Genomic DNA, 25,678 nt, shown 5'->3' on the forward strand with positions numbered 1-25,678 from the left:
CCAAGAATGTGGTTTCAACATGCTATAGGTAAAGAAAAAATTCAATTCATGTTTGATAATGAACTTAGTGTACAACACATTGAAATTAATAGCTTTTGCCTGGAGAGGTTTTCAGACTTGAAATTTCATTTTTGCTGTAAGAATATTCCCAAAAAACATCCTGAAAAATGGGATAAAGAACGTTTTAACGCCCTTAGTTTGGTAGTTACTTTTGGTGATATAATTGAATTTGATATTACAGGTTCACGAGTTGGTTTTTTTTGCTCTCCAATAATAAATTCTTTTAAGGATTATTCGGAAATAAAATTAAAATGTAATGAACTTAGTTTGTACTGTAGAGCAAAATTTTTAACTATCGAGGGAATCACTCCTTACATAGATGAAAGATGGGATTAAAAAGAAAGCCAAACCGGGAAGATATTAAGCCTTCCCGGCAATACTATGTTTATTGTCCCTAAACTACCATAATACTCTGTAGGAGATTATCAAAACATATTACGTCCAATTGGAATTCCTATAGGATTATATTAGTTGTGAAAGTAGATAATATTGAGATTTGTAAGCCGACAAGTGATTTAGTATCTTTTTTATTGATGAAAATTTTATAATAATTTAAAATAATACCTGTGATTATCACTTCCATGAAGTCATTATAACAATGAAGGGGGATTTACATACTAATATTAATTATATAAATATTGAAAACATAACCTAACCAAGATCAAGAGTATTTTACTGTAATTGTCATTGGACTTGTGTAAAACACCTCAAAAATACAACAGAAAATTATAAATAATTGCAGAGAAACTCAATCCACGATCTTCTCTGCTGTTTTATGATGTCCCTCCCATCCATTAACCAACTGGGGTAGCGGGAGCCGTTGGCGCAGGCAGGCGGCGGATAAAGTGAGCTGCAACCTGCGTTTTGCGGGTCAGTATGAAGATGAAGAATCCGGATTGCACTACAACCGCTTCCGTTACTATGATAGTGAAACGGGACAGTATCTGACGCCTGACCCGATAGGCTTGCTGGGTGGGGTTAATCCTTACGGGTATGTGTCGAATCCACTGAGGGGCTGGCTGGGAAGGACTGCTGTCAGGGAGTTAAGGGGAAGGTTTCTTCTCCAGGGAATATGCAAAAGCAAGTTGAGAGAGGGCAGGCTCCCAGAGATGTCATTCGAGTAGATAAAGGACATATTCCAGGTCAAGAACCACATGTTCATTATAAAGACGGGACTTCATCCAATCTGAGCGGCGGCGTTCACGACGCACATAATGGAACACCGAATCCGAGTAAAAAAACTCAAGACTGGCTACGAGAACATGGCTGGATTCCACCGGAGTAGTTGGGGTATTTATGAAAATCTACGGTTATGAGTCTGAAGACAGCGACTTAGTATCGCTTAGTGAACTTACACTTCAGCTATCAGTAAAAGAACTTAACGAATTTATTGAATTTCTAAGAAATACGGCAAAATTGATGGAGGCTCATGGCAGCAAGTTTGGACATGAGCATCTTAATGATTTTTATAAAAAAGATAGCAAGCCAGACATAACTATTATTGGGCAATAAGTAAATAGAGTCGGAAAGACCGAAAGATCTTTCCGACTCTATTTCTTAAACTGCCATCCCACGGAGCCGCGCTCTTTATATTCAGATTATATCCCGCAGTTGCTGACGCAGCGCTTCCTGCTCATGTTTCAGCATATCCACTTCTTCGCTGTCTTTAATAATCACAATGCAGCTGTCAGCTATTTTAACAGTGAAATGTGGGTACTCGGCTGCATGTCGAGGATGCTCAAACACTGGAAGTACGACCGGTTCAGTTTGATACAGCCGCCTACGAGAAGCTGTTTTATCCGGTAATCTAACGCCGCAAACTAGCCGGTAAAGACCTCGACCGCGTTCTTGCCACCTTTCTTGGCGCGATACATGGCCTCATCGGCAAAGTGCAGTAAATCATGCACGTTATCGGCCAGGTCTGGGTAAATCACCACACCAATGCTTGATGAGATATCCAGCGCTACGCCATTATCCATCACAAAAGGTTGTTCCAATAAAGCACGGATCCTTTCCGCTACCCTCACCGCTTCGTCCAGACTCTGGGCATCAGGCAACAGAACGACAAACTCATCACCACCAATGCGTGAGACGATATCGGACGCGCGTAGTACGCTACTCATGCGAGATGCAGCCTGAGTAAGCAGCCAGTCACCGGTCTTGTGCCCATGCAAATCATTTACTGCCTTGAATTTGTCGAGATCAATGAAAAGCAGCGATAACTTCTGCTGTTTCAATTTCGCCTGAGCAAGCGTTTTGCCAAGGCGTTCTTCTAACATACGGCGGTTAGGCAACCCAGTCAGTTGGTCGAAAAATGCCATTTTTCGAATGGCATCCTCAGCGGCCTTTCTTGCCTCTGTTTGTTCATGCAGTTCGGTGACATCCGTGGACAAGCCAATCACCGCAGGAAGTTGATCCGGTATTCTCACCAGCTCTTTTATCGTCGAAAAGTAGCGGCGTTCCCCTTGCGGGTTAATCATCATCTCAGTACAGAGTTGCCTATTGCCAGTCTCTAGCACCTGTTTGTCCGTCGCCCAGAAATCATCGACTAACTTTTGCGGAAGAATATCCTTATCCCGGCGACCGATTATCTGTTCCACTGGAAGCCCAAACAGCTCGGCAGTTTTCGAATTAACATAGCTGAAACGTCGATCGCTGGTCTTTAAGTAAACACAGGCATCCACGGAGTTGAGAACCAAATCCAGCAGGGTACGCTGGGCCTTGTTTTGGCGAAAAATATCCATCAACAGCACTTGCAAGAAACTGACGCAAATAAAAACAAATACCGAAATCGCCACCTGTATTCGCCACTCGAACAGGTATTCATTCGGGCTTTCACCCACCAGCTGCATCCATTGACCAAGATGCAGTGGAGTTAACACCACCAGCCTTTCCACACCGTCAACCGGAGACTGGTAATACTTCACGTCCGGCCCATAACGTGTGTTTTGAAAATATCTGTCTCTGATGGCTGGCAGCGCCAAACTATGTTCCTCAACGGGAACACGTGAATAAGCATAGCGATACAGGACCTGCCGGGTGTGGTTATCAAAAATTGATAACACACCGTTTTTGCCCAGATCGAATCCCCGAGCGGTATCCGCGTAAAGCAGCATAGACAAACTACGCGGGCTGGTATAACCAATTACGCTGCCCAGCGGCCGTCCTTCAGGAGATGTCATCATGTGGTACATAATCATGCCGTTGCCCCCCATTTCGGGAACATACTGCCGGGATACAAAAAAGGTAGAATTCGTTCCGCCACGCTGAAAAGTTTTAAATTGCGGTAAATCCCTGAAGGACTGTGTCGCGAAGACACTGGGAGGTAGGATCAATTCCAGCGGGACAACAGACTCAGACGCAATAATCTTGCCAGTCCTATCCAAAACTATGATGGAATCCAGCCCGGTTTGTTCCACTTCACCACGGATATATTCTTTCGCATATCTGAACTGTGCATCGTCCGCCACCGCTTCCCCCACCGAAGCAAGTTGGTAGCTAATCGTCCTTTCGAGTTGTTCAAAACCCCGCAAGTGCATCGACGACACATTTCTCAATGACTGCACCACACCAGATTCAATCCAGTTATGCGACAAGTACAAGTAAATGACTAAACCACCGGCCTGAATGAGCATCACTAAAACCAGTACCCAGCGCTTTTCACCCAGGTTTGATAACACCCGACTCAGATATGATGTAAGGCTAGTCGCAAACACATTCATACAACCATTCCATGAATCCCCGATCAAATCAGGTTTTTTTAAGTATATATCACGAAGAGTATCAACAAGCTGCCAGCCGTAACCTACCGGCAATTGTGGGCGTTTTAATTTTTCCGAATGACTAATCTTGCAGGCATGATCTGACTACGAACTTCTTCGTTGTCGTTTTGTACGCGTTTAAGGATCCTTTGCCCCGCAGTGCGCCCAATTTCTCGAGCGGGTGTAGAAACCCAGGTCAGCGGTAAATCATCCAGTTCATCATCCATCACTTCAGCAAAGGCTGCCAACGCTACATGCCGGTCATAGTAGCTGTCGATGCTCCCTTCTCCACTTTGCCGCCCGGCTCGCAATAATCCGAACCATGCTCCCATCGCCACGGTACTGTTGTGGCAAAGCACAGCGGTAATCGTTGGATTGTGTTGCAGCAGTGTGGTAATCGCATCAGCCGCCTTTTTCTGGCTCGGCTCGCATTCGATGATCCACTCACTATGGAAAGGCAAACCGTATTTCAGCAATGTCGCGCAGTAGCCGCCGACGCGTTCGGCCCGTGTTAATGAAGAACCGTCACCACCCAGCCAGGCGATTCGCTGATGTCCGCGTTTGATAAGGTGCTCAGTCACGAGTTGCGCAGCCTGCATATTATCAGGCCTGATGATATCGGCCTCGTCGAGATAACTGGCGCGGGAGGCAAAAACTAGCGGCAGATTTTTTTGTTCCGCAATGACACGCATATCCGCACCCTGCTCAGCAGCACCCGCCACGATAATACCATCAACGCCTTGAGCGACCAGCATGTCGAAACAACGCTGCATATGCTGACCTTGTGCACCACTTTGCGTCAGGAACAGCAACTTCCCCTGTTTTTCCAGCTCATCGGTCAGGCCAGCGGTCAGTTCAGCATAGAACGGGTTACAGAGGTCACGCACGATGAGGCCAATCACGCCACTTTGGCCTCCACGCAGTGAAACCGCCTGGCGGTTGCGCACAAATCCTAATTTTTCGATGGCTTCGCTCACGCGTAACCCCGTCGCCGGGGAAATACGCCCTTTGCCACTGAGCACCAAAGAGACCGTCGTGACAGAAACACCAGCAGCTTCGGCCACTTCGTTAATCGTGATTTTCTTTTCCTGAGTCGTCATCGGCGAGACGAACCCTCCAGCAGTGATAAAACGTTTAATCTCAGCAGGTGTATTAGGCACTCTGTCGAGCTTTGAATCTGTGATACAGCACGCAATAAAGCTTGGTAAAACGTTTTATCATCCGCTTCGTTTTGTACTGCTACTCATTTATTAACCAAGGTTCAAGGAGTCGTTATGGCGGCTAATACAACACAAAAAATTACGCTTTGGGAGTTTTTTCAAAACCTTGGCAAAACCTTTATGTTGCCCGTGGCACTGCTGTCGTTTTGCGGCATCATGCTCGGGATCGGAAGCTCACTGAGTAGCCACGACGTGGTCACTTTGCTTCCCGCATTAGGTAACCCAGTTTTACAGCTCATTTTCGTCTGGATGAGCAAAGTAGGTTCGTTTGCATTCAGCTTCCTGCCAATCATGTTCTGTATCGCTATCCCTCTTGGGCTGGCGCGTGAAAATAAAGGTGTTGCCGCATTTGCAGGTTTCGTCGGTTATGCGGTAATGAACCTGGCAGTCAACTTCTGGCTTACCGCAAAAGGCATTTTGCCTACCACCGATACCGCGATTCTGAAGGCAAACAACATTCAAAGCATCCTTGGGATCCAGTCAATTGACACCGGTATTTTAGGTGCAGTGATTGTCGGGGTGATTGTTTTCCTGCTTCATGAACGTTTCCACAATGTGCGTCTGCCTGATGCGCTGGCGTTCTTTGGCGGTACACGCTTTGTGCCCATCATCACCACGGTGGTGATGGGGCTGGTTGGGTTGGTTATCCCGTTAATTTGGCCAATTTTTGCCGCAGGCATTAACGCGCTGGGCAATATGATTAACAGCGCAGGTATGTTTGGGCCGATGATCTTCGGTACTGGCGAGCGTTTATTACTGCCGTTCGGTTTGCACCACATTCTGGTTGCGCTGATTCGCTTTACTGATGCTGGCGGCACCATGGATGTTTGTGGTCACAGCGTCAGCGGCGCATTGACCATCTTCCAGGCTCAACTGAGTTGCCCAAGCGTTCACGGCTTCTCTGAAAGCGCCACCCGCTTCCTGTCACAGGGTAAAATGCCAGCCTTCCTTGGTGGTTTACCTGGTGCTGCATTGGCGATGTACCACTGTGCTCGCCCAGAAAACCGCCATAAAATTAAAGGGCTGCTGATCTCTGGCGTGATTGCTTGCGTCGTTGGTGGCACCACAGAACCACTGGAATTCCTGTTCCTGTTTGTTGCTCCAGTGCTATACGTCATCCACGCATTGCTGACTGGCCTTGGCTTTACCATTATGGCGGTGTTGGGCGTGACTATCGGCAATACCGATGGCAACATCATCGACTTCGTAGTGTTCGGGATCCTGCATGGCCTGGCGACTAAATGGTACATGGTGCCAGTCGTCGCAGCTATCTGGTTCGGCGCGTATTATGCCATCTTCCGCTTCGCGATTACTCGCTTCAATATCAAAACACCGGGTCGCGATGTTGACACTACCAGCAGCGCTGAAAAAGCGATTGCCGGTCAGGTTGGCAAGTCTGGATACAATGTTCCAGCGATGCTAGCCGCACTTGGCGGTGCGGAAAATATCGTGTCTCTCGATAACTGCATCACTCGTCTGCGTATGTCCGTAAAAGATATGTCTTTAGTCGACTCAGCCGCACTGAAGAATCTGCGCGCCATTGGTGTGGTTCAGCTTAACCAGCATAATCTGCAAGTGGTGATTGGGCCGCAGGTCCAGTCAGTGAAAGATGAAATGGCGCATCTGATGCAAACTGCTCAGGCGTAAATCACGATGGGCGCTTCAGCGCCCATTTGTTGCGAGGTGATATGTTCGATTTTTCCACCCCCGTTGACCGTTACGGAACCTGGTGTACCCAGTGGGATTATGTCGCAGACCGTTTTGGTGCCGCAGACCTCCTGCCCTTTACCATCTCCGATATGGATTTCCCTACCGCTCCGGTCATTCTGGACGCATTACAAAAGCGTTTATCTCACGGTGTATTGGGTTATAGCCGCTGGAAGAATGACGAGTTTCTTGGCGCGATTGCCCACTGGTATCAAGCTCGTTTTAACAGCGTGATAGATAAAGAAGCGGTGGTTTACGGCCCTTCTGTTATCTACATGGTTTCACAGCTGATTCGCCAGTGGTCAGCACCAGGTGACGCGGTACTGATCCATACTCCGGCTTATGATGCGTTTTACAAAGCCATCGAAGGCAACCAGCGCGAGGTCTTTAGCGCACCGTTGCATAAAACCGATGGCGGCTGGATGTGCGATATGACAGCACTCGAGGCGCAACTGGCCAAACCTGAATGCAAAATCATGTTGCTGTGCAGCCCGCAAAACCCAACCGGCAAAGTCTGGACACACAGCGAACTGGAAACCATGGCCTTGCTGTGCGAACGCCACGGCGTCCGAGTTATCAGTGATGAAATTCATATGGATATGGTGTGGGAAGGAAACCTGCACACGCCATGGTGTGAAGTAGGCAAAGGCCAGTGGGCGCTGTTCACCTCCGGTTCCAAGAGCTTCAACATTCCTGCGTTAACCGGAGCCTACGGCCTGATTAACGATGCTCATGAACGCCAGCAGTATTTGAATGTGCTGAAAGGCCAGGATGGACTGTCATCCCCTGCCATTCTGGCGGTTATCGCCCACATTGCGGCTTATCAGGAAGGTGCCGCATGGCTGGATGAACTGCGCGCTTACCTGCAAAGCAATCTTCGCTATGTGGCAGATGCGCTAAACAGTGAGTTTGCGCAACTGAACTGGCAACCACCGGAATCAACTTATCTGGCGTGGATTGATTTGCGTCCGCTGGGTATTGATGACAACGCGCTGCAAAAAGTGCTGATCGAACAGCAAAAAGTCGCCATCATGCCGGGATATACCTACGGCGAAGAAGGGAAAGGTTTTGTGCGCCTGAATGCTGGTTGCCCACGAGTTAAGCTTGAAGAAGGTGTGAAACGCCTGATTGCGGCAATCAAGTCGCTGCAATAAACGTCTGGGGAGGCAACTCCCCTTTTTATTTGCGCAACGTAGCTTTTTGGACACATTTGTTTTTATAATCTATCGCACTTTAATCAATAAAAGAGTGCGACCATGATTGATACCACCCTGCCGTTAACCGATTTGCACCGCCACCTCGATGGTAATATTCGTGCGCAAACTATCCTCGATCTAGGCCGCCAGTTTAATTTACCGCTTCCGGCTGATTCTCTTGAAGCACTTCGCCCGCATGTACAGGTTGTGGAAACCGCGCCTGATTTGGTCAGCTTCCTGCAAAAACTCGACTGGGGCGTGAAAGTCCTTGCCTCTCTTGATGCCTGCCGCCGTGTGGCATGGGAAAATATTGAAGATGCCGCGCGCAATGGCCTGCATTATGTCGAGCTGCGCTTTTCACCAGGTTACATGGCGATGACGCATAATTTGCCAGTCGCCGGTGTAGTAGAAGCGGTGATTGAAGGTGTCCGTCAGGGCTGCCGCGATTTTGGTGTTGAAGCCCGTTTGATTGGCATCATGAGCCGTACGTTTGGTGAAGCCGCTTGCGAAGCGGAGTTGGATGCACTGCTGACGCATCGCGACCACATTACCGCGCTTGACCTTGCCGGTGATGAACTCGGTTTCCCTGGTAGCTTATTCCTGAATCACTTCAACCGTGCGCGTGATGCCGGCTGGCATATCACCGTTCACGCGGGTGAAGCGGCAGGCCCGGAAAGTATCTGGCAGGCGATTCGTGAGTTGGGTGCTGAACGTATCGGTCACGGGGTCAAAGCCGTTGAAGATCCGGCGCTGATGGATTTCCTGGCGGAACACGGTATCGGGATTGAATCGTGCCTGACGTCCAATATCCAGACCAGCACTATCGCCTCGCTGGATAAGCACCCGCTAATCACCTTCCTGGATAAAGGCGTGCTGGCGACCATTAATACCGATGATCCCGCAGTCCAGGGTATCGATATTATTCATGAATATACAGTAGCCGCCCCGCAAGCGGGTCTGAGTGCTGCGCATATCCGCACCGCGCAAGAGAATGGTTTGAAAATTGCCTTCCTGAGTGAAGCAGAAAAGCAGGCGCTGATCGCTAAAGTTCGCGCCGCTTAATCAGCCAATCCCTTCGTCAAACGCTTGGGTCAGGAAACTGACTCAAGCGCTCTTTTTTCCTTCGCCGTTCTTCGTGCATAACGCTGCGCCAGCACCGCACAGACCATCAATTGCACCTGATGGAATATCATTAGCGGCAGGACCATCATGCCCACGGCACTGGCCGGGAACAGCACGTTCGCCATCGGCACACCGTTTGCCAGGCTTTTCTTGGAGCCGCAGAACACAATGGTAATTTCATCTGCAGTGTTGAACCCCATCAACCGTGCCACACAGGTGTTAATCACCAGCACAATTGCCAGCAGCACAATTGAGCAGCCCAGAACAGCTAACAACGCCACCCCATTAACCTGATGCCAAATGCCTTCCACCACCGCTTCGCTGAATGCCACGTACACCACCAGCAAAATGGATGATCTGTCGGTCATGCTAATCAGTTTCTTATGTTTATCTACCCAACGGCCAATCAGCGGGCGCGACAAATGCCCCACCACGAACGGCACCATCAATTGCAGGATGATCTTTCCAATCGCGTGCAGTGTGTCGGTGGTGCCTTCCTGGGTGTTCATTAATGCCCCGACTAACACTGGTGACAGGAAAATCCCCAATATGCTTGATGCCGAAGCACTACACACCGCGGCGGCAACGTTTCCACCAGCAACCGAGGTGAAGGCGATAGCCGATTGTACAGTTGCGGGCAGCGCGCAAAGGTACAGGAAGCCCATGTACAAGGGTTGGTTAAGGATGGCTGGTGAAAGAAAGCCCATCGCCAGCCCCAATAACGGGAAAAGTGCAAAGGTGCTGAGGAAAACCACGAGGTGTAGTTTCCAGTGCCCCATTCCTGCCACTATCGCCTCACGGGAAAGCTTTGCCCCATGCATGAAAAACAACAACGCAATCGCCGCAGTGGTCAGGTATTCAAATGCCGTTTTTACCGCGCCTTCGCAGGGAAATAGTGAAGCCAGGATCACCACAGCGATCATGATCAGCAAAAAAGTATCAATTTTCAGGCGTTGCAACCATTTCATCCGGCTTCCTTTGTTCGCTATCAATAATAATTGATGTTGTTTTTGATGGTGTAGGTTTCAACTTTAGGCGGTTTTGCACTTTCATTGGTGATGTTCAGCACGCACTCCAGTGGGTTGAAATGGCCGTCGTAATCACAGGATTGTTTGGCTAAGCCGATAGATTTACCGTTCAGTATGCTTTCTGCGGTGTAATCGAGCTTTTTCTTGATGTCACTGCCAGTTTTCGCGGTGATGGTGAGTGTGTCGTCCTGCGATTTAGTTATTTTACCTAACGGATAGCCGTCAGCATCATAGCGATAAACTATCGATGTCTTTTCACCATGCGCGGCAACGACAAAGCCATTATCGTCGGTTTCATAAGTGAGTGCCGCCTGGGGTAATTCCGCCAATTGGCATTTCCCCTGAAGTTTGACCCGTCTTTCATGGCTTATTGCATCAACATAATAATTGGCATTTAGCACCAGAGTGGCACCGGTGTTGTTTTCCAGATCATGGAATTCAAGCTCGTTAAAACAGCCTTCTTCCGACACCAGCCCAACCACGCGTTTGATGACCTCGCCCTTGTCGTTGATCAATGTCTGTGTGAAATCTTTAACCGGCCCGCGCAATGGATCAAAATCAAATTCGTTCGAAAAACTGGCCATTTCTGGCGTGTAGGTCAGCGTAATATTCTGATTATCACAGCCGGCAATAGACACTGCCAGCACACTGAGGATAATGATTTTCTTCACGTAAGTCCGGTCTCCGACTGGAATTGTTATATACATGATATAAGCAAATACAACACTTTACACTACAGCGACTATTCTTATATACCCGTTAGCATTCGAGTTGCAGCCAGGCGGCCTGGGAGCTTATCCCGATGAGCTTACTTAAGTAAGTGATTTGGGTAAGTGAGTGTAGCCAACACCCCTGCAGCTTGAAGGATGACGGGTATACATCATCCTCAACATAAGGAAGAGACCATGCAACGTTCAATCTGGCTGGGTGTGTGCCTGTTGGCAGCGACTGTTCCCGTGCTGGCTGCGCAGACGTCATGTGACAAAGTTAAGGCAGACATTCAGCAAAAAATCATTGGCAATGGTGTTGCGGAATCTGGATTCAGTTTGACGATTGTTCCGAACGACCAGGCCGACCAACCTGACGCACAAGTCGTTGGCCACTGTGCTAATGATACGCAGAAAATTCTTTATACGCGTACCAGCAGTGGCAATTCTCAAGCCAGCAGCACTGCTACACAAGACGGCACACCAGCCGAACCACAGTAATCGATTGCCGGGGCGGCATCGCCCCGCTTTATTTTCTCCGCTCAATCAGCTTTCATTCAACACTCCACACTTACTTTGACCCGTGTTAACAACTGCTACCTCTAAATGAGTAAAACTCATCCCCGCCGATAATATTCGCCTGATAAGCAATATTTCGCGTCCTCGCCGTTCGTAAAAAAATTAGAAACATCCATGACATCCCAACCAGAGATAACACGGAGTGAGTTATGTCGAACCAATGTTGCCATGATGGGATTTCCCGTCGAACCCTGATGAAAACCAGCGCCATCAGCGGGCTGGCGCTGGCTGTAAGTGGAATATCCCTGCCCTTTGGCCTGCGAGCCGCTGCCACTGCGGTGGGTGCGGCTGTTAACCCTGAGACAGAAGACAAAGTCGTGTGGGGGGCATGCTCGGTAAACTGCGGTAGCCGCTGCGCGCTGCGGTTACACGTGCGCGATAATGAAGTCACCTGGGTGGAAACCGATAACACCGGCGATGATATTTATGGCAATCATCAAGTCCGCGCCTGTCTGCGTGGCCGCTCGATTCGCCGCCGAATCAACCACCCTGAACGCCTGAACTACCCGATGAAACGCGTGGGCAAACGCGGCGAAGGGAAATTCGAGCGCATCTCCTGGGATGAAGCGCTGGATACCATCACCAAAAGCCTGAAAGGCACGGTGGAAAAATACGGTAACGAGGCGGTTTACATTAACTACACCTCGGGGATTGTCGGCGGCAACATCACCCGCTCTTCCCCATCCGCCTCGTTGGTTGCCCGACTGATGAACAGCTACGGTGGTTTTCTTAGCCACTATGGCACCTACAGTACCGCGCAAATTGCCTGCGCGATGCCTTACACCTACGGCACCAACGACGGTAACAGCACCTCTGATATTGAAAACAGCAAACTGGTGGTGTTGTTCGGCAACAACCCTGCCGAAACCCGCATGAGCGGCGGCGGCATTACTTATTATCTGGAACAGGCGCGTGAACGTTCCAATGCGCGCATGATAGTTATCGACCCGCGCTATACCGATACCGCCGCTGGGCGCGAAGATGAATGGTTGCCGATTCGTCCGGGCACCGACGCCGCACTGGTTGCCGGTATCGCCCACGTACTGATTAGCGAAAACCTCGTTGACCAGCCGTTCCTCGACAAATACTGCGTCGGCTATGATGAGAAAACGCTGCCAGAAGGTGCGCCAGCCAACGGACATTACAAAGCTTATATTCTCGGTCAGGGTGATGACGGCGTTGCAAAATCTCCGCAGTGGGCGTCCGTGATTACCGGTATTCCGGTAGACAAAATCATCAAGCTGGCGCGTGAAATTGGCAGCACCAAACCGGCGTATATCGCTCAGGGTTGGGGGCCACAACGCCAGGCCAACGGTGAACTGACTTCACGCGCTATCGCGATGTTGCCGATTTTGACCGGAAACGTCGGGATTAGCGGTGGAAACAGCGGCGCTCGTGAATCGACTTACACCATCACTATTGAACGTATGCCGGTGTTGACCAATCCGGTGAAAACGCAAATTTCCTGCTTTAGCTGGACCGATGCCATTGTTCGCGGCCCGGAAATGACCGCCAAACGCGACGGCGTGCGCGGTAAAGATAAGCTCGACGTGCCGATTAAGTTTATCTGGAACTACGCCGGTAACACCATTACCAACCAGCATTCCGACATCAACAAAACTCACGACATTCTGCAAGATGACAGCAAGTGCGAAATGATTGTGGTCATCGAGAACTTCATGACCTCGTCGGCAAAATACGCCGACATCCTGCTGCCAGACTTAATGACGGTCGAACAAGAAGACATTATCCCGAACGATTACGCCGGGAATATGGGCTATCTGATTTTCATCCAGCCTGCCACCGAGCCGAAATTTGAACGTAAGCCAATTTACTGGATAACCAGCGAAGTGGCTCGTCGCCTCGGGCCGGATATCTACCAGAAATTTACCGAAGGGCGTACTCAGGAGCAGTGGCTGCAATTTTTGTACGCGAAGATGCTGGTAAAAGACCCGCAATTACCCTCGTATGAGGCGTTACGCGAGATGGGAATTTATAAGCGTAAAGACCCGAACGGCCATTTTGTTGCCTACAAGGCTTTCCGCAACGACCCGGATGCCAATCCATTAAAAACCCCCTCTGGTAAAATCGAAATCTACTCCAGCAAACTGGCTGACATTGCCGCCAGTTGGGAGTTAGAAAAAGACGAAACCATCAGCCCACTGCCCGTTTATGCCTCCACCTTCGACGGCTGGGATGCGGCCGAACGCAGCACTTACCCACTGCAACTGTTCGGCTTCCATTACAAAGCGCGTACCCACTCAAGCTACGGCAACATTGATGTGCTGAAGGCCGCGTGTCGTCAGGAAGTGTGGATTAACCCGATAGATGCGCAGGCGCGTGGTATCGCCAGTGGCGATATGGTGCGGGTGTTTAATGGCCGTGGTGAATTGCGTATTCCGGCGAAAGTCACGCCACGTATCATGCCGGGCGTCACCGCAATGGGCCAGGGCGCATGGCACGAAGCCAATATGAGCGGCGACCGTGTCGATCACGGTTCATGCATCAACACGCTGACCACTCATCGACCTTCACCGTTGGCTAAAGGCAACCCGCAACATACCAACCTGGTCGAAATCCAAAAGGCGTAAGGAATAGCTGATGACAACCCAATATGGTTTTTATATTGATTCCAGTCGTTGCACCGGCTGCAAAACTTGCGAGCTGGCCTGTAAGGACTACAAAAATTTATCCCCGGACGTCAGCTTCCGCCGCATTTATGAATATGCCGGTGGCGACTGGCAGGAAGACAATGGGGTCTGGCAGCAAAATGTGTTTGCTTATTACTTATCCATCGCCTGCAACCATTGCGAAGATCCCGCCTGCACTAAGGTGTGTCCAAGTGGTGCGATGCACAAACGCGAAGATGGTTTTGTGGTGGTGAACGAGGATATTTGTATTGGCTGCCGCTACTGCCATATGGCCTGCCCATACGGTGCGCCGCAATATAATGCCGAAAAAGGCCATATGACCAAATGCGATGGCTGTTACTCCAGAGTCGCGGAAGGCAAGAAACCTATCTGTGTGGAATCTTGCCCATTGCGTGCGCTGGATTTGGCTCCCATCGACGAACTACGTAAAAAATACGGCGAGCAAGCCGCTATTGCTCCGCTGCCGTCAGCACATTTCACGAAGCCAAATATTGTGATTAAACCCAATGCCAACAGCCGTCCTTGCGGGGATAAAACCGGCTACCTGGCGAATCCAAAGGAGGTTTGAGATGGGAAGCGGATGGCATGAATGGCCGTTGGTGTTGTTTACCGTACTGGGCCAGTGCGTGGTTGGGGCTGTCATTGTCATGAGTTATGCCTGGAATCACGCCAGTAATAACAGTGAGTTGCAGCATAAAATGTTACGCCCGATGTTCTTTATCTGGCTGTTGATGGGCATTGCGTTTATTGCCTCGGTGATGCACCTCGGCTCCCCGTTACGGGCGTTTAACTCACTCAATCGTATTGGCGAATCGGCTTTGAGCAATGAAATTGCCAGTGGTTCGGTGTTCTTCGCCGTTGGCGGTTTCTGGTGGCTGATTTCAATACTGAAGAAAATGCCTGCGGCGATTGGCAAAATCTGGCTCGTCATAACCGTGTTGTTGGGCGTGTTTTTTGTCGCGGCGATGACTCGTGTTTACCAGATTGATACCGTGCCAACCTGGCATAACGGATACACCACGCTGAGCTTCTTCCTCACCGTCTTACTGACTGGCCCACTGCTGGCGGTGCTGTTGCTGCGAAGCATCGGTTACGAATACCGCAGCCGTAGACTGGCAACAGTCAGCGTTCTGGCGTTATTCATCGCCATTGCGGTGATCGTTTTGCAAAGCAACGAACTGGCGGAAATACAGAGTTCTGTGCAGCATGCCAGCGCGTTGGTGCCTGATTACACCTCGCTGCAAGTGTGGCGCATTGCGTTAATAGCGCTGGGTTTGGGTTGCTGGATTTGCTCATTGATACGCCGCACACCAGCCAAAACATCCGGTTTGCTGCTCGGATTCATACTGGTGGTTGTCGGTGAATGTATTGGCCGTGGGATTTTTTACGGTCTGCATATGACAGTCGGCATGGCGGTAGCAGGTTAATTGATACAAAATGCGCGGAGCAATCCGCGCAACAAGGAAGAGAAAAATGTCTACAACGACACAAAGACTGGCGAACATCGCCCTGACCGGAAGAGTACTGGGTGCGCTGTATTATCAAGCTCCCACCAGCCAGGAAGTCGCCGCACTTTACGCCACACTTGAAGATCCTGAATGGGCGAAACAATGGCCGGTGCAGCATGAACAGCTGGATGCTCTCGCCCAACGCATGGCTGAGGGTTTCAGTTATGAACCAGAATCATTGAGCCAGGCCTGGCAACGCCTGTTTATAGGCCCTTACGCACTACCAGCTTCACCATGGGGTTCTGTGTATCTCGATAAAGAAAACGTGCTGTTTGGTGATTCGATGCTTGAATTGCGCAAATGGATGCGCAAGAACGACATCGCCAACGAACAAGCGAGCAACGAACCGGACGACCACATCGGGATATTGCTGATGCTGGCGGCGTGGCTTGCTGAAGAAGGTTTGCAGCAGAAAGTCGACGAACTGCTGGCGTGGCACATTTTGCCGTGGAGTGGGCGTTTCCTGGAGCTGTTTATTGCTCATGCCGAACATCCGTTCTACCAGGCATTAGGTGAATTGACTCAAATCACCCTGGCCGAGTGGCGCAAAGAGATGCTGATTCCGGTTGCCACTAAAGAGCTGTATTTCTAATAATTTTAGAAGCGGTGGATGACACTTGCGCTTATCCACCGCACAAACCAAAAGTTACGCCGTAACTTTAGCTAATGCATTTTAAGACAATTCTTATCTCACCCTCGCAAGCGAGGCGGTGCAGGCCAAAGCATTAATTTCCTCGCAAATCATTAATCTGCTATTTCCCTCATTAGCTGGATTCCTTCCCCTCACATTGTTATAGGTCAAAACACCCTGCCGACACACGGCATAACAACAGGCGATCCATCACGTCGCTATAACGTGCACCCAGGGAGACACACAGCAATGCAGCGTTCATCGTTCATAAAACGCACTTTTTTAGGCGTCATAGCACTGACAATCGTGCTCGGTTTACTCATCTGGGGCATCGGCCCCAACGTCATAAAAGCACGCCAGGTCGACTTATTGTATCTCGGGCAACAACACTTAATTTTGGTGTTTAACTCGATGGCGCTGGCCCTGTTAGTGGGGATCCCTGGCGGTATTCTACTCAGCCGTCCTTGCGCACGGCGTTGGGCTGAGTATGCGATGCAGATATTTAACGTCGGGAATACCTTGCCACCATTGGCGGTGCTGGCACTGGCGATGGTCTTCATCGGGATTGGCGATAAACCGGCGATTATCGCTCTATTCCTCGCCTCGCTGCTGCCCATTGTCCGTAACACCTATTCAGGGTTGTGCGGCGTCCCGGCTTCGCTTATCGAAGCGGCCAATGGGATTGGCATGACCAAGGGGCAACGTTTGCGCCAGGTCGAGTTGCCCAACGCGTGGCCGGTCATGCTTTCAGGGATCCGCATTGCCACAGCCATTAACGTCGGCACGGCGCCGCTGGCTTTTTTAATTGGTGCCAGCAGTTATGGCGAGCTGATTTTCCCTGGCATTTATCTCAACGATTTCCCAACGCTGATTTTGGGCGCAACCGCCACGGCACTCGTTGCCCTGCTGCTTGATATTGCACTCGCGGGCTTAGGGCGCGTGTTAAGCCCCCACACAGCGGAATAACAATAATAAAAAGGAGATAACTATGATCCCGTTTAAACCGTTGTTTGCTGCATTAGCCGCCACACTATTCCTGGCGGGCGCAGCACGAGCTGAGCCGCTGGTTCTGGCAACCAAAAGCTTCACCGAACAACACATCCTTTCAGCTATGACCACGCAGTATCTGCAAGAAAAAGGGTTCCAGGTCACGCCACAGACCAACATTGCTACCGTGATTTCGCGTAATGCCATGGTCAACAAACAAGTGGATATGACCTGGGAATACACCGGCACGTCGCTGATTATTTTTAATCACATCAACAAACGAATGACGCCGCAGGAATCCTACGACACGGTGAAAAAACTCGATGCAAAACTGGGGATTGTCTGGCTGAAACCGGCGGATATGAACAACACCTACGCGTTCGCCATGCAGCGCAAACGTGCGGAAGCAGAGAACATCAACACCATGTCAGAACTGGTGGAAAAAATTGAACATATCCGCCAGACCGACCCTGATAACAACTGGATGCTCGGCCTGGACCTGGAGTTTTCTGGTCGTAGCGATGGCATGAAACCATTGCAGCAAGCCTACCGCATGCCGCTGGACAGGCCGCAGATACGCCAAATGGACCCCGGACTGGTCTATAACGCAGTGCGCGATGGTTTCGTTGACGCTGGGCTGATTTACACCACCGACGGGCGAGTAAAAGGCTTCGATTTAAAAGTGCTGCAAGACGATAAAGGCTTCTTCCCAAGTTACGCTGTTACGCCTGTGGTGCGTAAAGAAACACTCGCCGCCAACCCCGGCCTTGAAGAAGCACTCAATACGCTTTCCGGTTTACTGAACAACGACGTGATTTCCACCCTGAATGCCAAAGTGGACATCGACCATGAAACCCCACAGCAGGTGGCTCGTGAATTCCTGCAGCAGAAAGGCTTGCTCTAAGGAGGCACCATGGAAACGTTGCACTATATGCTTGATAACGCGAGCTATCTCGGCAGTCTGACGCTGCAACATTTATGGTTGGTGTTAATGGCCGTGGGTCTGGCGATTGTGATTGGTGTGCCGCTGGGCATTTTAATCGTGCGTCACAAATGGCTTGCCACGCCGGTGCTGGGTATCGCCACCATTGTGCTGACCATTCCCTCCATTGCCCTGTTTGGTCTGATGATTCCGCTGTTTTCGATGATCGGGCAAGGGATTGGCGTATTGCCTGCCATCACCGCGGTATTCCTCTATTCCCTGTTACCGATTGTCCGTAACACGCATACCGCACTCGACAGCCTGCCGCCAGGTTTGCGTGAAGCGGGTCGTGGTATTGGCATGACATTCTGGCAACGCCTGCGCTGGGTTGAAATCCCCATGGCATTACCGGTTATTTTCGGCGGCATTCGTACTGCCGTAGTGATGAATATTGGCGTCATGGCCATTGCCGCAGTTATCGGTGCTGGCGGCTTGGGTTTGTTATTGCTTAACGGTATCGGCAGCAGCGACATCCGCATGTTGATCGCCGGCGCGGTATTGATTTGTGTTTTAGCGATTCTACTGGACTGGTTGCTACATCGTTTGCAATTAGTCCTGACACCAAAGGGGATTCGATAATGATAAAACTGGAAAACCTCACCAAACAGTTCGCTCAGAAGAATGGCCAACCTTTTAATGCGGTTGATAATATCAACCTGAATGTGCCGGAAGGTGAAATGTGTGTGCTGCTCGGCCCTTCCGGCTGTGGCAAAACCACCACACTCAAAATGATCAATCGCCTGATTGCCCCCACTGGCGGCAATATTCTGATCAACGGTAAAAATACTAACGAACTGGATACCGTGACGCTACGCCGCAATATTGGCTACGTTATCCAGCAAATCGGTCTGTTCCCTAACATGACGATTGAAGAAAACATCACCGTGGTGCCGCGCATGTTGGGCTGGGAAAAAGCCCGCTGTAAAGAGCGTGCCAGCGAACTGATGAGCATGGTGGCGCTGGACCCGAACAAATTTCTCCATCGTTACCCGCGAGAAATGTCCGGCGGGCAGCAACAGCGTATTGGCGTGATACGCGCGCTGGCGGCGGATCCTCCGGTACTGTTGATGGATGAACCTTTTGGCGCGGTCGACCCCATCAACCGCGAAGCGATTCAGAATGAGTTTCTGGAAATGCAGCGCCAGTTGAAGAAAACCGTGATGCTGGTGAGTCACGATATTGATGAAGCACTGAAATTAGGTGACCGCATCGCGGTGTTCCGCCAGGGGAAAATTGTGCAATGTGCCAGCCCCGATGAATTACTGGCTAAACCGGCTAACGAATTTATTGGCTCATTTGTGGGCCAGGATCGCACGCTGAAACGCCTGCTGTTGGTACAAGCAGGAGACGTCACCGGCCAGCAACCGACCGTCACCGCACGTGAATCGACTTCGTTACCAGAAGCTTTCTCGATCATGGATGACAACGATATGCGTTCGATAACCGTGGTCGACGATGAAGGTAAACCATTAGGGTTTGTGAAACGCCGTGAAACGCGGGGAGCCACAGGAGTTTGCGCAGATGTGCTCCACCCCTTCAGAGTGACCGGGCGCGCAGAAGATAACTTGCGTATCGTGCTGTCAAAACTCTACGAGCACAACATGGTGTGGATGCCGATAACCGATGAAGATGGTCGTTATAGTGGTGAGATTTCGCAGGATTACATCGCTGACTATCTCAGCTCGGGACGCACTCGTCGGGTATTGAATATTCACCAACCGTAGCAGGGTTTACTTCACATTGGTGGATGACGCTCGCGGTTATCCACCCTACAATGCTTGCTATGCACCGCTTACACCACTTCCCCGACATGAAAGGCATGCTACGGCGGCTAATATTCGCCGTCTGGATTGGTATCGCCTCAGCAATGGTGGTCTGGCTGTTTCGCCAGTCGATGTATTTCCTTGAAGGTCTTTTTTTAGGTGACCACAGTGGCAGCCTGGTCGCTGCTGCGGCGGCACTACCGCCCTGGCGAAGACTGCTCACCCCTGCAATAGGTGGATTGCTTGCCGGTACGCTACTTTGGGCATGGCAGCGTGCGACACGCCAGCGCCCTTCGGCTCCCACCGACTATATGGAGGCGATTGAAACCGGCGACGGGCGCTTAGATGTTTGCGCAAGCCTGGTCAAATCTGCCGCCTCTTTGATTGTTGTCGCCAGCGGCAGCGCCATTGGCCGTGAAGGTGCGATGGTACTGCTGGCAACCGTCTTTGCCTCTGTTTTCGCGCAGCGTTTTTCACGTTCAGACGAATGGAAGTTGTGGGTCGCCTGTGGTGCGGCAGCCGGGATGGCCAGCGCCTATCATGCCCCGCTGGCGGGTAGCTTGTTTATCGCAGAGATTCTGTTTGGCACGTTGATGCTCGCCTCCCTCGGCCCCGTGGTCATTGCCGCTGTCAGTGCCCTGCTGATGACCCACTTGTTAAATGACGAACAAGCGCTGCTCTACACCGTGCGCGCACTCAGCGCTCCGCAGCCAGTTCAATATTTGCTGATGGCATCCTTCGGTATGCTCGCGGGGCTTGCTGGGCCACTGTTTCTCTGGCTTATGGCGCAAAGCAGCAAAATATTCCAGCGTCTGCATTTAAGCCCGCCGTGGCAACTCGCGTTAGGGGGATTGCTGGTTGGGTTGCTGTCGCTTATCACCCCGCTGGTTTGGGGTAACGGTTACAGCGTGGTGCAGTCATTTCTCTCGCAACCGCCTGCACTGCTGTTCGTGGCAGGTGTTCTGGTTTACAAATTGGCGGCAGTGCTGGCAAGCAGCGGCTCTGGTGCGCCGGGCGGCGTATTTACTCCGACGTTATTTGTTGGCGCAGCATTGGGAATGTTGGTCGGGCAGTGGTACGGGATATGGGCGTGGAGTGGCGATAACATTGCGATTTTGCTGGCATTAACCGGAATGGCAACACTGCTGGCCGCCACCACACATGCACCGATAATGTCCACGCTGATGGTTTGTGAAATGACCGGGGAGTTTACATTGCTCCCCGGCCTGTTGCTGTCGTGCGTGATTGCTTCAGCACTTTCGCGCTGGTTACGCCCGCAAACGGTCTATCGCCAGAGCGCCGCAAAGGCGGGATAAATCGATGTAATTTGCCAAATCACGCTGTTCGGCGCGTGGTAAATAAGGCAGCTCGCCCACCAGCGGCGCTGGCAGTTTTTTGCTTAATACATCAATGATTTCTGCGTAGTGCGCAAGGCCTGGGTTGATGCGGTTCGCCACCCAGCCAATCAGCGGTAAGCCATCATTTGCAATGGCCTGAGCCGTCAGCAAAGCATGGTTAATACAACCTTCCTGAATACCCACAACCATCAACACCGGCAATTGTTCCTGAACTACCCATTCAGATAACGGGCGTAAATCATTCATCAAACTCCGCCAACCGCCAGTGCCCTCAACCACAACGTGGTCCACTTGCCCGGCTAAATTTTGCAACCCGTCAGACAACAGCGAATAGTTAATCGGGCAACTATGACTCACGCTGCTTTCTTCTTCGCTCAGCGCGATAGGATTAATAGCTTCATAAGGCAATTCAAGTGTGGAAACACTTTGCAGAACTAACGCATCTTTGTTGCGCAGGCCCTCTGGCGTCTCTTTACTTCCTTTGGCTACCGGCTTATAGCCGACAACACTTTTGCCGCTGGCTGCAAGCGCCTGCAACAAGGCGCGTGAAACCACAGTCTTCCCGACTGCAGTATCGGTACCCGTTATAAAGAAACGCGTAAGCATGACTAACTCCCAAGGAAATGCTGCAAATACCCGTCTTTATTTATTTGTAAGACGGATATGAGTGATTAGAAATTGAATAATTCAGGAGGGAAAGTCTAAAAGAATAGTGCTTCAGTCAGATTGAGATAGCGCAATTTTTAGTGGATCAAGCCATAAACATTAGCCTTGCAGCAGGCGAATCAATAACGAACCGTTATACATTGCGTCTTTTACCAGCGCTGCACCCGCCATGGTTCCACGGTGATTATACTGGGTACTTTCAACAATCATATGTTCACTATAAGCCGGTAACGACTGCTGACGAATGCAAGCGGTAATCGCCGGATGCAGAATTTCTGCGGCTCGATTAAGTGGCGAACCAATCAGAATTTTTTGTGGATGGAATAAGTTGACCATAATCGCCAGGATTCGACCGACGTTGGTCCCCACCCCAAGAATGATATCTTTCGCTAATAGATCGCCGTTTAACGCAGCATCACACAACGACTCAACGGTCAGTGGCTGGACATGCAGCATGCTGCCCATCGACTGGCTCATGCGCAACTGGGCCAATTCCAGCACACTGTCGATGCTGGCAATGGTTTCAAGGCAACCGTTATTGCCGCAATAGCAGCGTTTCCCGTAAGGGTCGACCTGAGTATGACCAATCTCGACCAGGCTGCTGCTGCCCGCATGAAGCAAACGTCCATCGGTAATCACACCGGCACCGACGTTATTATCAATTACTACCTGAATCACATCGCGTGCGCCCTTAGAGGCACCAAACAGCCCTTCTGCCATGGTCCACGCGCTGATGTCGTGTTGCACATACACCGGCACGCCGGTGTAGTTTTCGAGGATCTCGCCCAAAGGCATGTCACAGACATCATAAAACGGCATGCGATGAACGATGCCGCGTTTGGTGTCGATAATCCCCGGCATGGTGATAGCAATCGCCGTAAGGCGTTCGAGTTTTTGCTGATGACGAATAAAGAACTGGTCGATTTGCGCGATTATCCGCTCAATGAGCGGCTGCTGGTCTTCAACCGCGAGCGAGACGGTATCTTCAACAATCAATTTGCTGCTTAAATCATGCAGACCGAGAGAGATTTCCCCACGGCTAATCCGCACAGACAAATAGTGCCATGCTTCAGTTTCCAGCATCAGACCCACCGCAGGACGCCCCCGGCTACCGGGATCCTGGATTTCCGTTTCCTGCACCAAATGCGCTTCTATCATTTCACGAACAATTTTCGTGATACTGGCAGGAGCGAGTTGCGCCAGACGAGAAAGATCGATTCGCGACACCGGTCCATGGGTATCAATCAGACGATAAACTACGCCCGCATTGGTTTGCTTGATCTGATCAATATGGCCCGGTTGGCTATCAGCAACCACTTGCGACTCCCTTTATTTTCGCGCTTCGAAATAAACTTTGGGCTATGGTGAAACACTTCAACCAAAGGAGTCAAATATTTACCTAGGGTTGTGATTTACCGCACATATTACGGTGTTTTAAATGCCTTTTAATCGAGTTATTGACTCCGTTAGCAATGCGGAGATTCGAAGTGCTGCGGCAGACAACTCGCGATGTTTAGGCCACACCAGCCACATTTCTGATTGTGCCTCGGGTTCTTCAATGGGCAACCAAACCACTTCCGAGATCCGAACGCGTTTAAACGATGCAGGCAGGATCGAAACACCTAGCCCCGCGGAAACCAGGCCGATAATCGTCATCGCCTCGCCCACTTCCTGGGTGATAAACGGCGTAATGTCGTGACGTTGTAACAAACTAAGAATATCGTCATACAGGCCAGTTCCGACGTGCGGGTCAAAAAAGACAAAAGGCTCGTTTGCCAGTTTTTGCAGGGAAATCGCCGTACATTGGGCTAACGGATGGTCGCGATGCACCATCGCCATCAGCGGTTCCCTTAACACCAGTTTCCAGTCGAGAGTGTCCGGCAGCCGCGTATTGCGCATCAGCCCCAGTTCAAGCTCACCTTCATTCAGCGGTGCAATTTGCGCACGTGTGTTAATTTCCCGCATCTGTAAATGCACATCGGGATAACTGCGGCGAAATGTCGACAGGCTGTCAGAGACGGTTTTGATAAACGGTGCCGATGAGGTGAAACCAATGCGTAATTCGCCTGTTTCACCGTGATGCAGCCGGGCGGCGCGGGCGGCGGCGCTTTCAACCTGGCTTAAAATCTGCCTGGCATCGAGCAAAAACTGATCACCCGCCGCGGTTAGGCTCACGCTGCGGTTGGTTCGCGCCAGTAAACGCGCCCCGACTTGTTGTTCCAGAATTTGTATTTGCTGGCTCAGGGGCGGCTGTGAGATTCGCAGACGTGCAGCGGCACGGCCAAAATGCAGCTCTTCAGCCACCGCAACAAAGTAACGCAGGTGGCGCAATTCAATATTCATATTTTAAACATATCAATTGAGATTATTAATATATTAGACAGAACATTCCCGATTTTCTACTCTGAAAAGAAGACTTCAAAAGTGCACTAAGGATCGATTTTGAGCCGTACAACCCTCGTCAACACCGCTCCGGCAGAAGATGTAGACGACAGACTTCCCCTCCAGCCGGCAATTTATATTAAGCGGGGTTCACCCCAATTCATGCGCGTCACCCTGGCGCTATTTTCTGCCGGACTTGCCACCTTTGCGCTGCTTTATTGTGTGCAACCCATTTTGCCCGTGCTGTCGCATGAATTTGGCGTATCCCCCGCCAGTAGTAGTATTTCGCTGTCAGTTTCTACCGCCATGTTAGCCGTTGGGTTGTTATTCACCGGGCCACTTTCTGACGCCATTGGCCGCAAACCAGTCATGGTAACGGCGTTGTTGCTCGCCTCAAGCTGCACACTGCTCTCGACTATGATGACCAGCTGGCACGGCATATTAGTGATGCGCGCCTTGATTGGGCTATCGCTCAGCGGCGTCGCCGCGGTGGGTATGACCTATCTGAGTGAAGAGATTCATCCGAGTGTCGTGGCCTTTTCGATGGGTTTGTACATCAGTGGTAACTCGATTGGCGGCATGAGTGGCCGCCTGTTAAGCGGTGTGCTGACTGATTTGTTTAACTGGCGCATTGCGGTCGCCGCCATCGGCTGTTTCGCCCTAGCCTCAGCCTTAATGTTCTGGAAGATATTGCCTGAATCGCGGCACTTCCGCCCTTCTTCATTACGCCCGAAAACGCTGTTTATTAACTTCCGTTTGCACTGGCGCGACAAGGGGTTACCGCTGTTATTTACCCAGGGATTTTTGCTGATGGGCGCGTTTGTCACGCTGTTTAATTACATTGGTTATCGCTTAATGCAAGGGCCGTGGTATTTGAGCCAGGCGGTGGTGGGCCTGCTGTCGGTGGCTTACTTAACCGGAACCTGGAGTTCGCCAAAAGCCGGGGCAATGACCGCCAAATTTGGCCGTGGCCCGGTGATGATTTTCTCAACTGCGGTAATGTTGCTCGGCCTGGTATTAACCGTGTTTTCACCGCTGGCGATTATTTTCATTGGGATGCTGCTTTTTTCTGCCGGATTCTTCGCTGCACACTCGGTCGCCAGTGGCTGGATTGGCCCACGGGCGAAACGCGCGAAAGGGCAAGCCTCATCGTTATATTTGTTTAGCTACTACCTTGGTTCAAGCATTGCCGGGACGCTCGGTGGCATCTTCTGGCACGCATTTGGTTGGGGCGGTGTGGCGAGTTTTATTGGCTCTCTTTTGGTGATTGCATTGTTAGTCGGCACGCGTTTGCATCACCGCGCACATTAACCCCGTTACGGCCTCGTTTTCGGGATGGCTTTTTGCTATTTTCGCTTGCGTAAATCATC

Annotated in this window: 23 protein-coding genes and 1 pseudogene; 17 read left to right on the forward strand and 7 right to left on the reverse strand. The window is 50.7% G+C overall.

The annotated features are described in order from the left end of the window. The first annotated feature begins 6 nt into the window (after positions 1-6). The 3 genes and pseudogenes from MNO13_RS13870 to MNO13_RS13880 all read left to right on the forward strand — a co-directional run bounded on the left by MNO13_RS13870 (position 7) and on the right by MNO13_RS13880 (position 1,572). Positions 7-396 (forward strand): Imm50 family immunity protein, encoded by a 390-nt coding sequence (locus MNO13_RS13870; protein WP_232886797.1) that lies wholly within the window; start codon positions 7-9, stop codon positions 394-396. 458 nt (positions 397-854) lie between these two features. Next, positions 855-1,112 (forward strand): annotated as a pseudogene (locus MNO13_RS13875) (RHS repeat-associated core domain-containing protein); the annotation flags it as partial. A 244-nt stretch (positions 1,113-1,356) separates the two neighbouring features. Next, entirely contained in the window at positions 1,357-1,572 is a 216-nt protein-coding gene (locus MNO13_RS13880) for a hypothetical protein (protein ID WP_241938906.1), read from the forward strand. Positions 1,573-1,880: 308 nt separating this feature from the next. Here the strand turns inward: MNO13_RS13880 and MNO13_RS13885 are convergent, their stop codons facing one another. Further along, a complete protein-coding gene (locus MNO13_RS13885) occupies positions 1,881-3,782 on the reverse strand; it encodes a diguanylate cyclase (RefSeq protein ID WP_241938907.1) in 1,902 nt (633 codons plus the stop codon). A gap of 104 nt (positions 3,783-3,886) precedes the next feature. Beyond that, positions 3,887-4,921 carry a Mal regulon transcriptional regulator MalI gene (locus MNO13_RS13890; RefSeq protein ID WP_064547234.1) on the reverse strand — a complete coding sequence of 345 codons (1,035 nt, stop codon included), beginning with the start codon at positions 4,919-4,921 and terminating at the stop codon, positions 3,887-3,889. A 174-nt stretch (positions 4,922-5,095) separates the two neighbouring features. Here MNO13_RS13890 and malX point away from each other — a divergent pair, with 174 nt between their 5' ends. From malX to add, 3 genes are all read left to right on the forward strand, one after another. Next, entirely contained in the window at positions 5,096-6,688 is a 1,593-nt protein-coding gene (gene malX / locus MNO13_RS13895) for a maltose/glucose-specific PTS transporter subunit IIBC (RefSeq protein ID WP_241938908.1), read from the forward strand. A 41-nt stretch (positions 6,689-6,729) separates the two neighbouring features. Continuing rightward, entirely contained in the window at positions 6,730-7,902 is a 1,173-nt protein-coding gene (locus MNO13_RS13900) for a MalY/PatB family protein (RefSeq protein ID WP_241938909.1), read from the forward strand. Between the two features lie 102 nt (positions 7,903-8,004). Continuing rightward, positions 8,005-9,006 (forward strand): adenosine deaminase, encoded by a 1,002-nt coding sequence (gene add / locus MNO13_RS13905; RefSeq protein ID WP_121813251.1) that lies wholly within the window; start codon positions 8,005-8,007, stop codon positions 9,004-9,006. A 29-nt stretch (positions 9,007-9,035) separates the two neighbouring features. On the opposite strand, the gene MNO13_RS13910 is transcribed toward add, so the two are convergent. Both MNO13_RS13910 and MNO13_RS13915 read right to left on the reverse strand, forming a co-directional pair. Further along, positions 9,036-10,034 (reverse strand): bile acid:sodium symporter family protein, encoded by a 999-nt coding sequence (locus MNO13_RS13910; RefSeq protein WP_064547240.1) that lies wholly within the window; start codon positions 10,032-10,034, stop codon positions 9,036-9,038. 20 nt (positions 10,035-10,054) lie between these two features. Continuing rightward, entirely contained in the window at positions 10,055-10,765 is a 711-nt protein-coding gene (locus MNO13_RS13915) for a YnfC family lipoprotein (protein ID WP_237931875.1), read from the reverse strand. 234 nt (positions 10,766-10,999) lie between these two features. On the opposite strand from MNO13_RS13915, the gene MNO13_RS13920 reads away from it, so the two are divergent. The 10 genes from MNO13_RS13920 (at position 11,000) to clcB (ending at position 21,218) form a co-directional block, all read left to right on the forward strand. Further along, positions 11,000-11,302 (forward strand): DUF1161 domain-containing protein, encoded by a 303-nt coding sequence (locus tag MNO13_RS13920; RefSeq protein ID WP_064547248.1) that lies wholly within the window; start codon positions 11,000-11,002, stop codon positions 11,300-11,302. A 227-nt stretch (positions 11,303-11,529) separates the two neighbouring features. Beyond that, positions 11,530-13,971 (forward strand): selenate/tellurate reductase subunit YnfE, encoded by a 2,442-nt coding sequence (ynfE, locus tag MNO13_RS13925; protein WP_121813249.1) that lies wholly within the window; start codon positions 11,530-11,532, stop codon positions 13,969-13,971. Positions 13,972-13,981: 10 nt separating this feature from the next. Next, positions 13,982-14,599: a DMSO/selenate family reductase complex B subunit gene (locus MNO13_RS13930; RefSeq protein ID WP_064547252.1), complete on the forward strand. Its 618-nt coding sequence runs from the start codon at positions 13,982-13,984 to the stop codon at positions 14,597-14,599. Between the two features lies 1 nt (position 14,600). Then, entirely contained in the window at positions 14,601-15,458 is an 858-nt protein-coding gene (locus MNO13_RS13935) for a dimethyl sulfoxide reductase anchor subunit family protein (RefSeq protein WP_241938910.1), read from the forward strand. A 46-nt stretch (positions 15,459-15,504) separates the two neighbouring features. Beyond that, positions 15,505-16,131 carry a Tat proofreading chaperone DmsD gene (dmsD, locus tag MNO13_RS13940; protein WP_241938911.1) on the forward strand — a complete coding sequence of 209 codons (627 nt, stop codon included), beginning with the start codon at positions 15,505-15,507 and terminating at the stop codon, positions 16,129-16,131. Between the two features lie 288 nt (positions 16,132-16,419). Then, entirely contained in the window at positions 16,420-17,136 is a 717-nt protein-coding gene (gene osmY, locus MNO13_RS13945; RefSeq protein ID WP_241938912.1) for an osmoprotectant ABC transporter permease OsmY, read from the forward strand. A 22-nt stretch (positions 17,137-17,158) separates the two neighbouring features. Continuing rightward, positions 17,159-18,061 (forward strand): glycine betaine ABC transporter substrate-binding protein, encoded by a 903-nt coding sequence (gene osmX, locus MNO13_RS13950; protein WP_241938913.1) that lies wholly within the window; start codon positions 17,159-17,161, stop codon positions 18,059-18,061. Positions 18,062-18,070: 9 nt separating this feature from the next. Further along, positions 18,071-18,718, forward strand: coding sequence for an osmoprotectant ABC transporter permease OsmW (gene osmW / locus MNO13_RS13955; RefSeq protein ID WP_064547263.1), 648 nt, complete (start codon positions 18,071-18,073; stop codon positions 18,716-18,718). After that, positions 18,718-19,863, forward strand: coding sequence for an osmoprotectant ABC transporter ATP-binding protein OsmV (gene osmV / locus MNO13_RS13960; protein WP_133521336.1), 1,146 nt, complete (start codon positions 18,718-18,720; stop codon positions 19,861-19,863). Before osmW ends, osmV begins: the two co-directional genes overlap by 1 nt. A gap of 59 nt (positions 19,864-19,922) precedes the next feature. Next, positions 19,923-21,218: a voltage-gated ClC-type chloride channel ClcB gene (gene clcB, locus MNO13_RS13965; protein WP_241938914.1), complete on the forward strand. Its 1,296-nt coding sequence runs from the start codon at positions 19,923-19,925 to the stop codon at positions 21,216-21,218. On the opposite strand, the gene bioD is transcribed toward clcB, so the two are convergent. The 3 genes from bioD to MNO13_RS13980 all read right to left on the reverse strand — a co-directional run bounded on the left by bioD (position 21,171) and on the right by MNO13_RS13980 (position 24,269). After that, positions 21,171-21,866 (reverse strand): dethiobiotin synthase, encoded by a 696-nt coding sequence (bioD, locus tag MNO13_RS13970; RefSeq protein ID WP_241938915.1) that lies wholly within the window; start codon positions 21,864-21,866, stop codon positions 21,171-21,173. The two genes, clcB and bioD, sit on opposite strands and share 48 nt — an antisense overlap. Before the next feature lie 159 nt (positions 21,867-22,025). Next, positions 22,026-23,243, reverse strand: coding sequence for a sugar metabolism global transcriptional regulator Mlc (gene mlc / locus MNO13_RS13975; RefSeq protein WP_064547271.1), 1,218 nt, complete (start codon positions 23,241-23,243; stop codon positions 22,026-22,028). Positions 23,244-23,360: 117 nt separating this feature from the next. Then, complete coding sequence (locus MNO13_RS13980; protein WP_241938916.1) at positions 23,361-24,269, reverse strand: LysR family transcriptional regulator; 909 nt, start codon at positions 24,267-24,269, stop codon at positions 23,361-23,363. A gap of 99 nt (positions 24,270-24,368) precedes the next feature. Between MNO13_RS13980 and MNO13_RS13985 the strand changes: the two genes are divergently transcribed. After that, a complete protein-coding gene (locus tag MNO13_RS13985) occupies positions 24,369-25,619 on the forward strand; it encodes an MFS transporter (protein WP_064547275.1) in 1,251 nt (416 codons plus the stop codon). The last annotated feature ends 59 nt before the right edge of the window (positions 25,620-25,678 follow it).

This window comes from Buttiauxella ferragutiae, assembly GCF_022637515.1.
Taxonomy (GTDB): domain Bacteria; phylum Pseudomonadota; class Gammaproteobacteria; order Enterobacterales; family Enterobacteriaceae; genus Buttiauxella; species Buttiauxella ferragutiae.

Bases quoted from the DNA above. Each gene is read 5' to 3' on its own strand.
- MNO13_RS13880 (WP_241938906.1), top strand. From the start codon at position 1,357: ATGAAAATCTACGGTTATGAGTCTGAAGACAGCGACTTAGTATCGCTT.
- clcB (WP_241938914.1), top strand. From the start codon at position 19,923: ATGCACCGCTTACACCACTTCCCCGACATGAAAGGCATGCTACGGCGG.
- osmW (WP_064547263.1), top strand. From the start codon at position 18,071: ATGGAAACGTTGCACTATATGCTTGATAACGCGAGCTATCTCGGCAGT.
- MNO13_RS13885 (WP_241938907.1), bottom strand. From the start codon at position 3,782: ATGAATGTGTTTGCGACTAGCCTTACATCATATCTGAGTCGGGTGTTA.
- MNO13_RS13980 (WP_241938916.1), bottom strand. From the start codon at position 24,269: ATGAATATTGAATTGCGCCACCTGCGTTACTTTGTTGCGGTGGCTGAA.
- bioD (WP_241938915.1), bottom strand. From the start codon at position 21,866: ATGCTTACGCGTTTCTTTATAACGGGTACCGATACTGCAGTCGGGAAG.
- osmY (WP_241938912.1), top strand. From the start codon at position 16,420: ATGCAGCGTTCATCGTTCATAAAACGCACTTTTTTAGGCGTCATAGCA.
- MNO13_RS13920 (WP_064547248.1), top strand. From the start codon at position 11,000: ATGCAACGTTCAATCTGGCTGGGTGTGTGCCTGTTGGCAGCGACTGTT.
- add (WP_121813251.1), top strand. From the start codon at position 8,005: ATGATTGATACCACCCTGCCGTTAACCGATTTGCACCGCCACCTCGAT.
- dmsD (WP_241938911.1), top strand. From the start codon at position 15,505: ATGTCTACAACGACACAAAGACTGGCGAACATCGCCCTGACCGGAAGA.
- MNO13_RS13890 (WP_064547234.1), bottom strand. From the start codon at position 4,921: ATGACGACTCAGGAAAAGAAAATCACGATTAACGAAGTGGCCGAAGCT.
- MNO13_RS13870 (WP_232886797.1), top strand. From the start codon at position 7: ATGTGGTTTCAACATGCTATAGGTAAAGAAAAAATTCAATTCATGTTT.
- ynfE (WP_121813249.1), top strand. From the start codon at position 11,530: ATGTCGAACCAATGTTGCCATGATGGGATTTCCCGTCGAACCCTGATG.
- MNO13_RS13900 (WP_241938909.1), top strand. From the start codon at position 6,730: ATGTTCGATTTTTCCACCCCCGTTGACCGTTACGGAACCTGGTGTACC.
- osmV (WP_133521336.1), top strand. From the start codon at position 18,718: ATGATAAAACTGGAAAACCTCACCAAACAGTTCGCTCAGAAGAATGGC.
- malX (WP_241938908.1), top strand. From the start codon at position 5,096: ATGGCGGCTAATACAACACAAAAAATTACGCTTTGGGAGTTTTTTCAA.
- MNO13_RS13930 (WP_064547252.1), top strand. From the start codon at position 13,982: ATGACAACCCAATATGGTTTTTATATTGATTCCAGTCGTTGCACCGGC.
- MNO13_RS13910 (WP_064547240.1), bottom strand. From the start codon at position 10,034: ATGAAATGGTTGCAACGCCTGAAAATTGATACTTTTTTGCTGATCATG.
- MNO13_RS13935 (WP_241938910.1), top strand. From the start codon at position 14,601: ATGGGAAGCGGATGGCATGAATGGCCGTTGGTGTTGTTTACCGTACTG.
- osmX (WP_241938913.1), top strand. From the start codon at position 17,159: ATGATCCCGTTTAAACCGTTGTTTGCTGCATTAGCCGCCACACTATTC.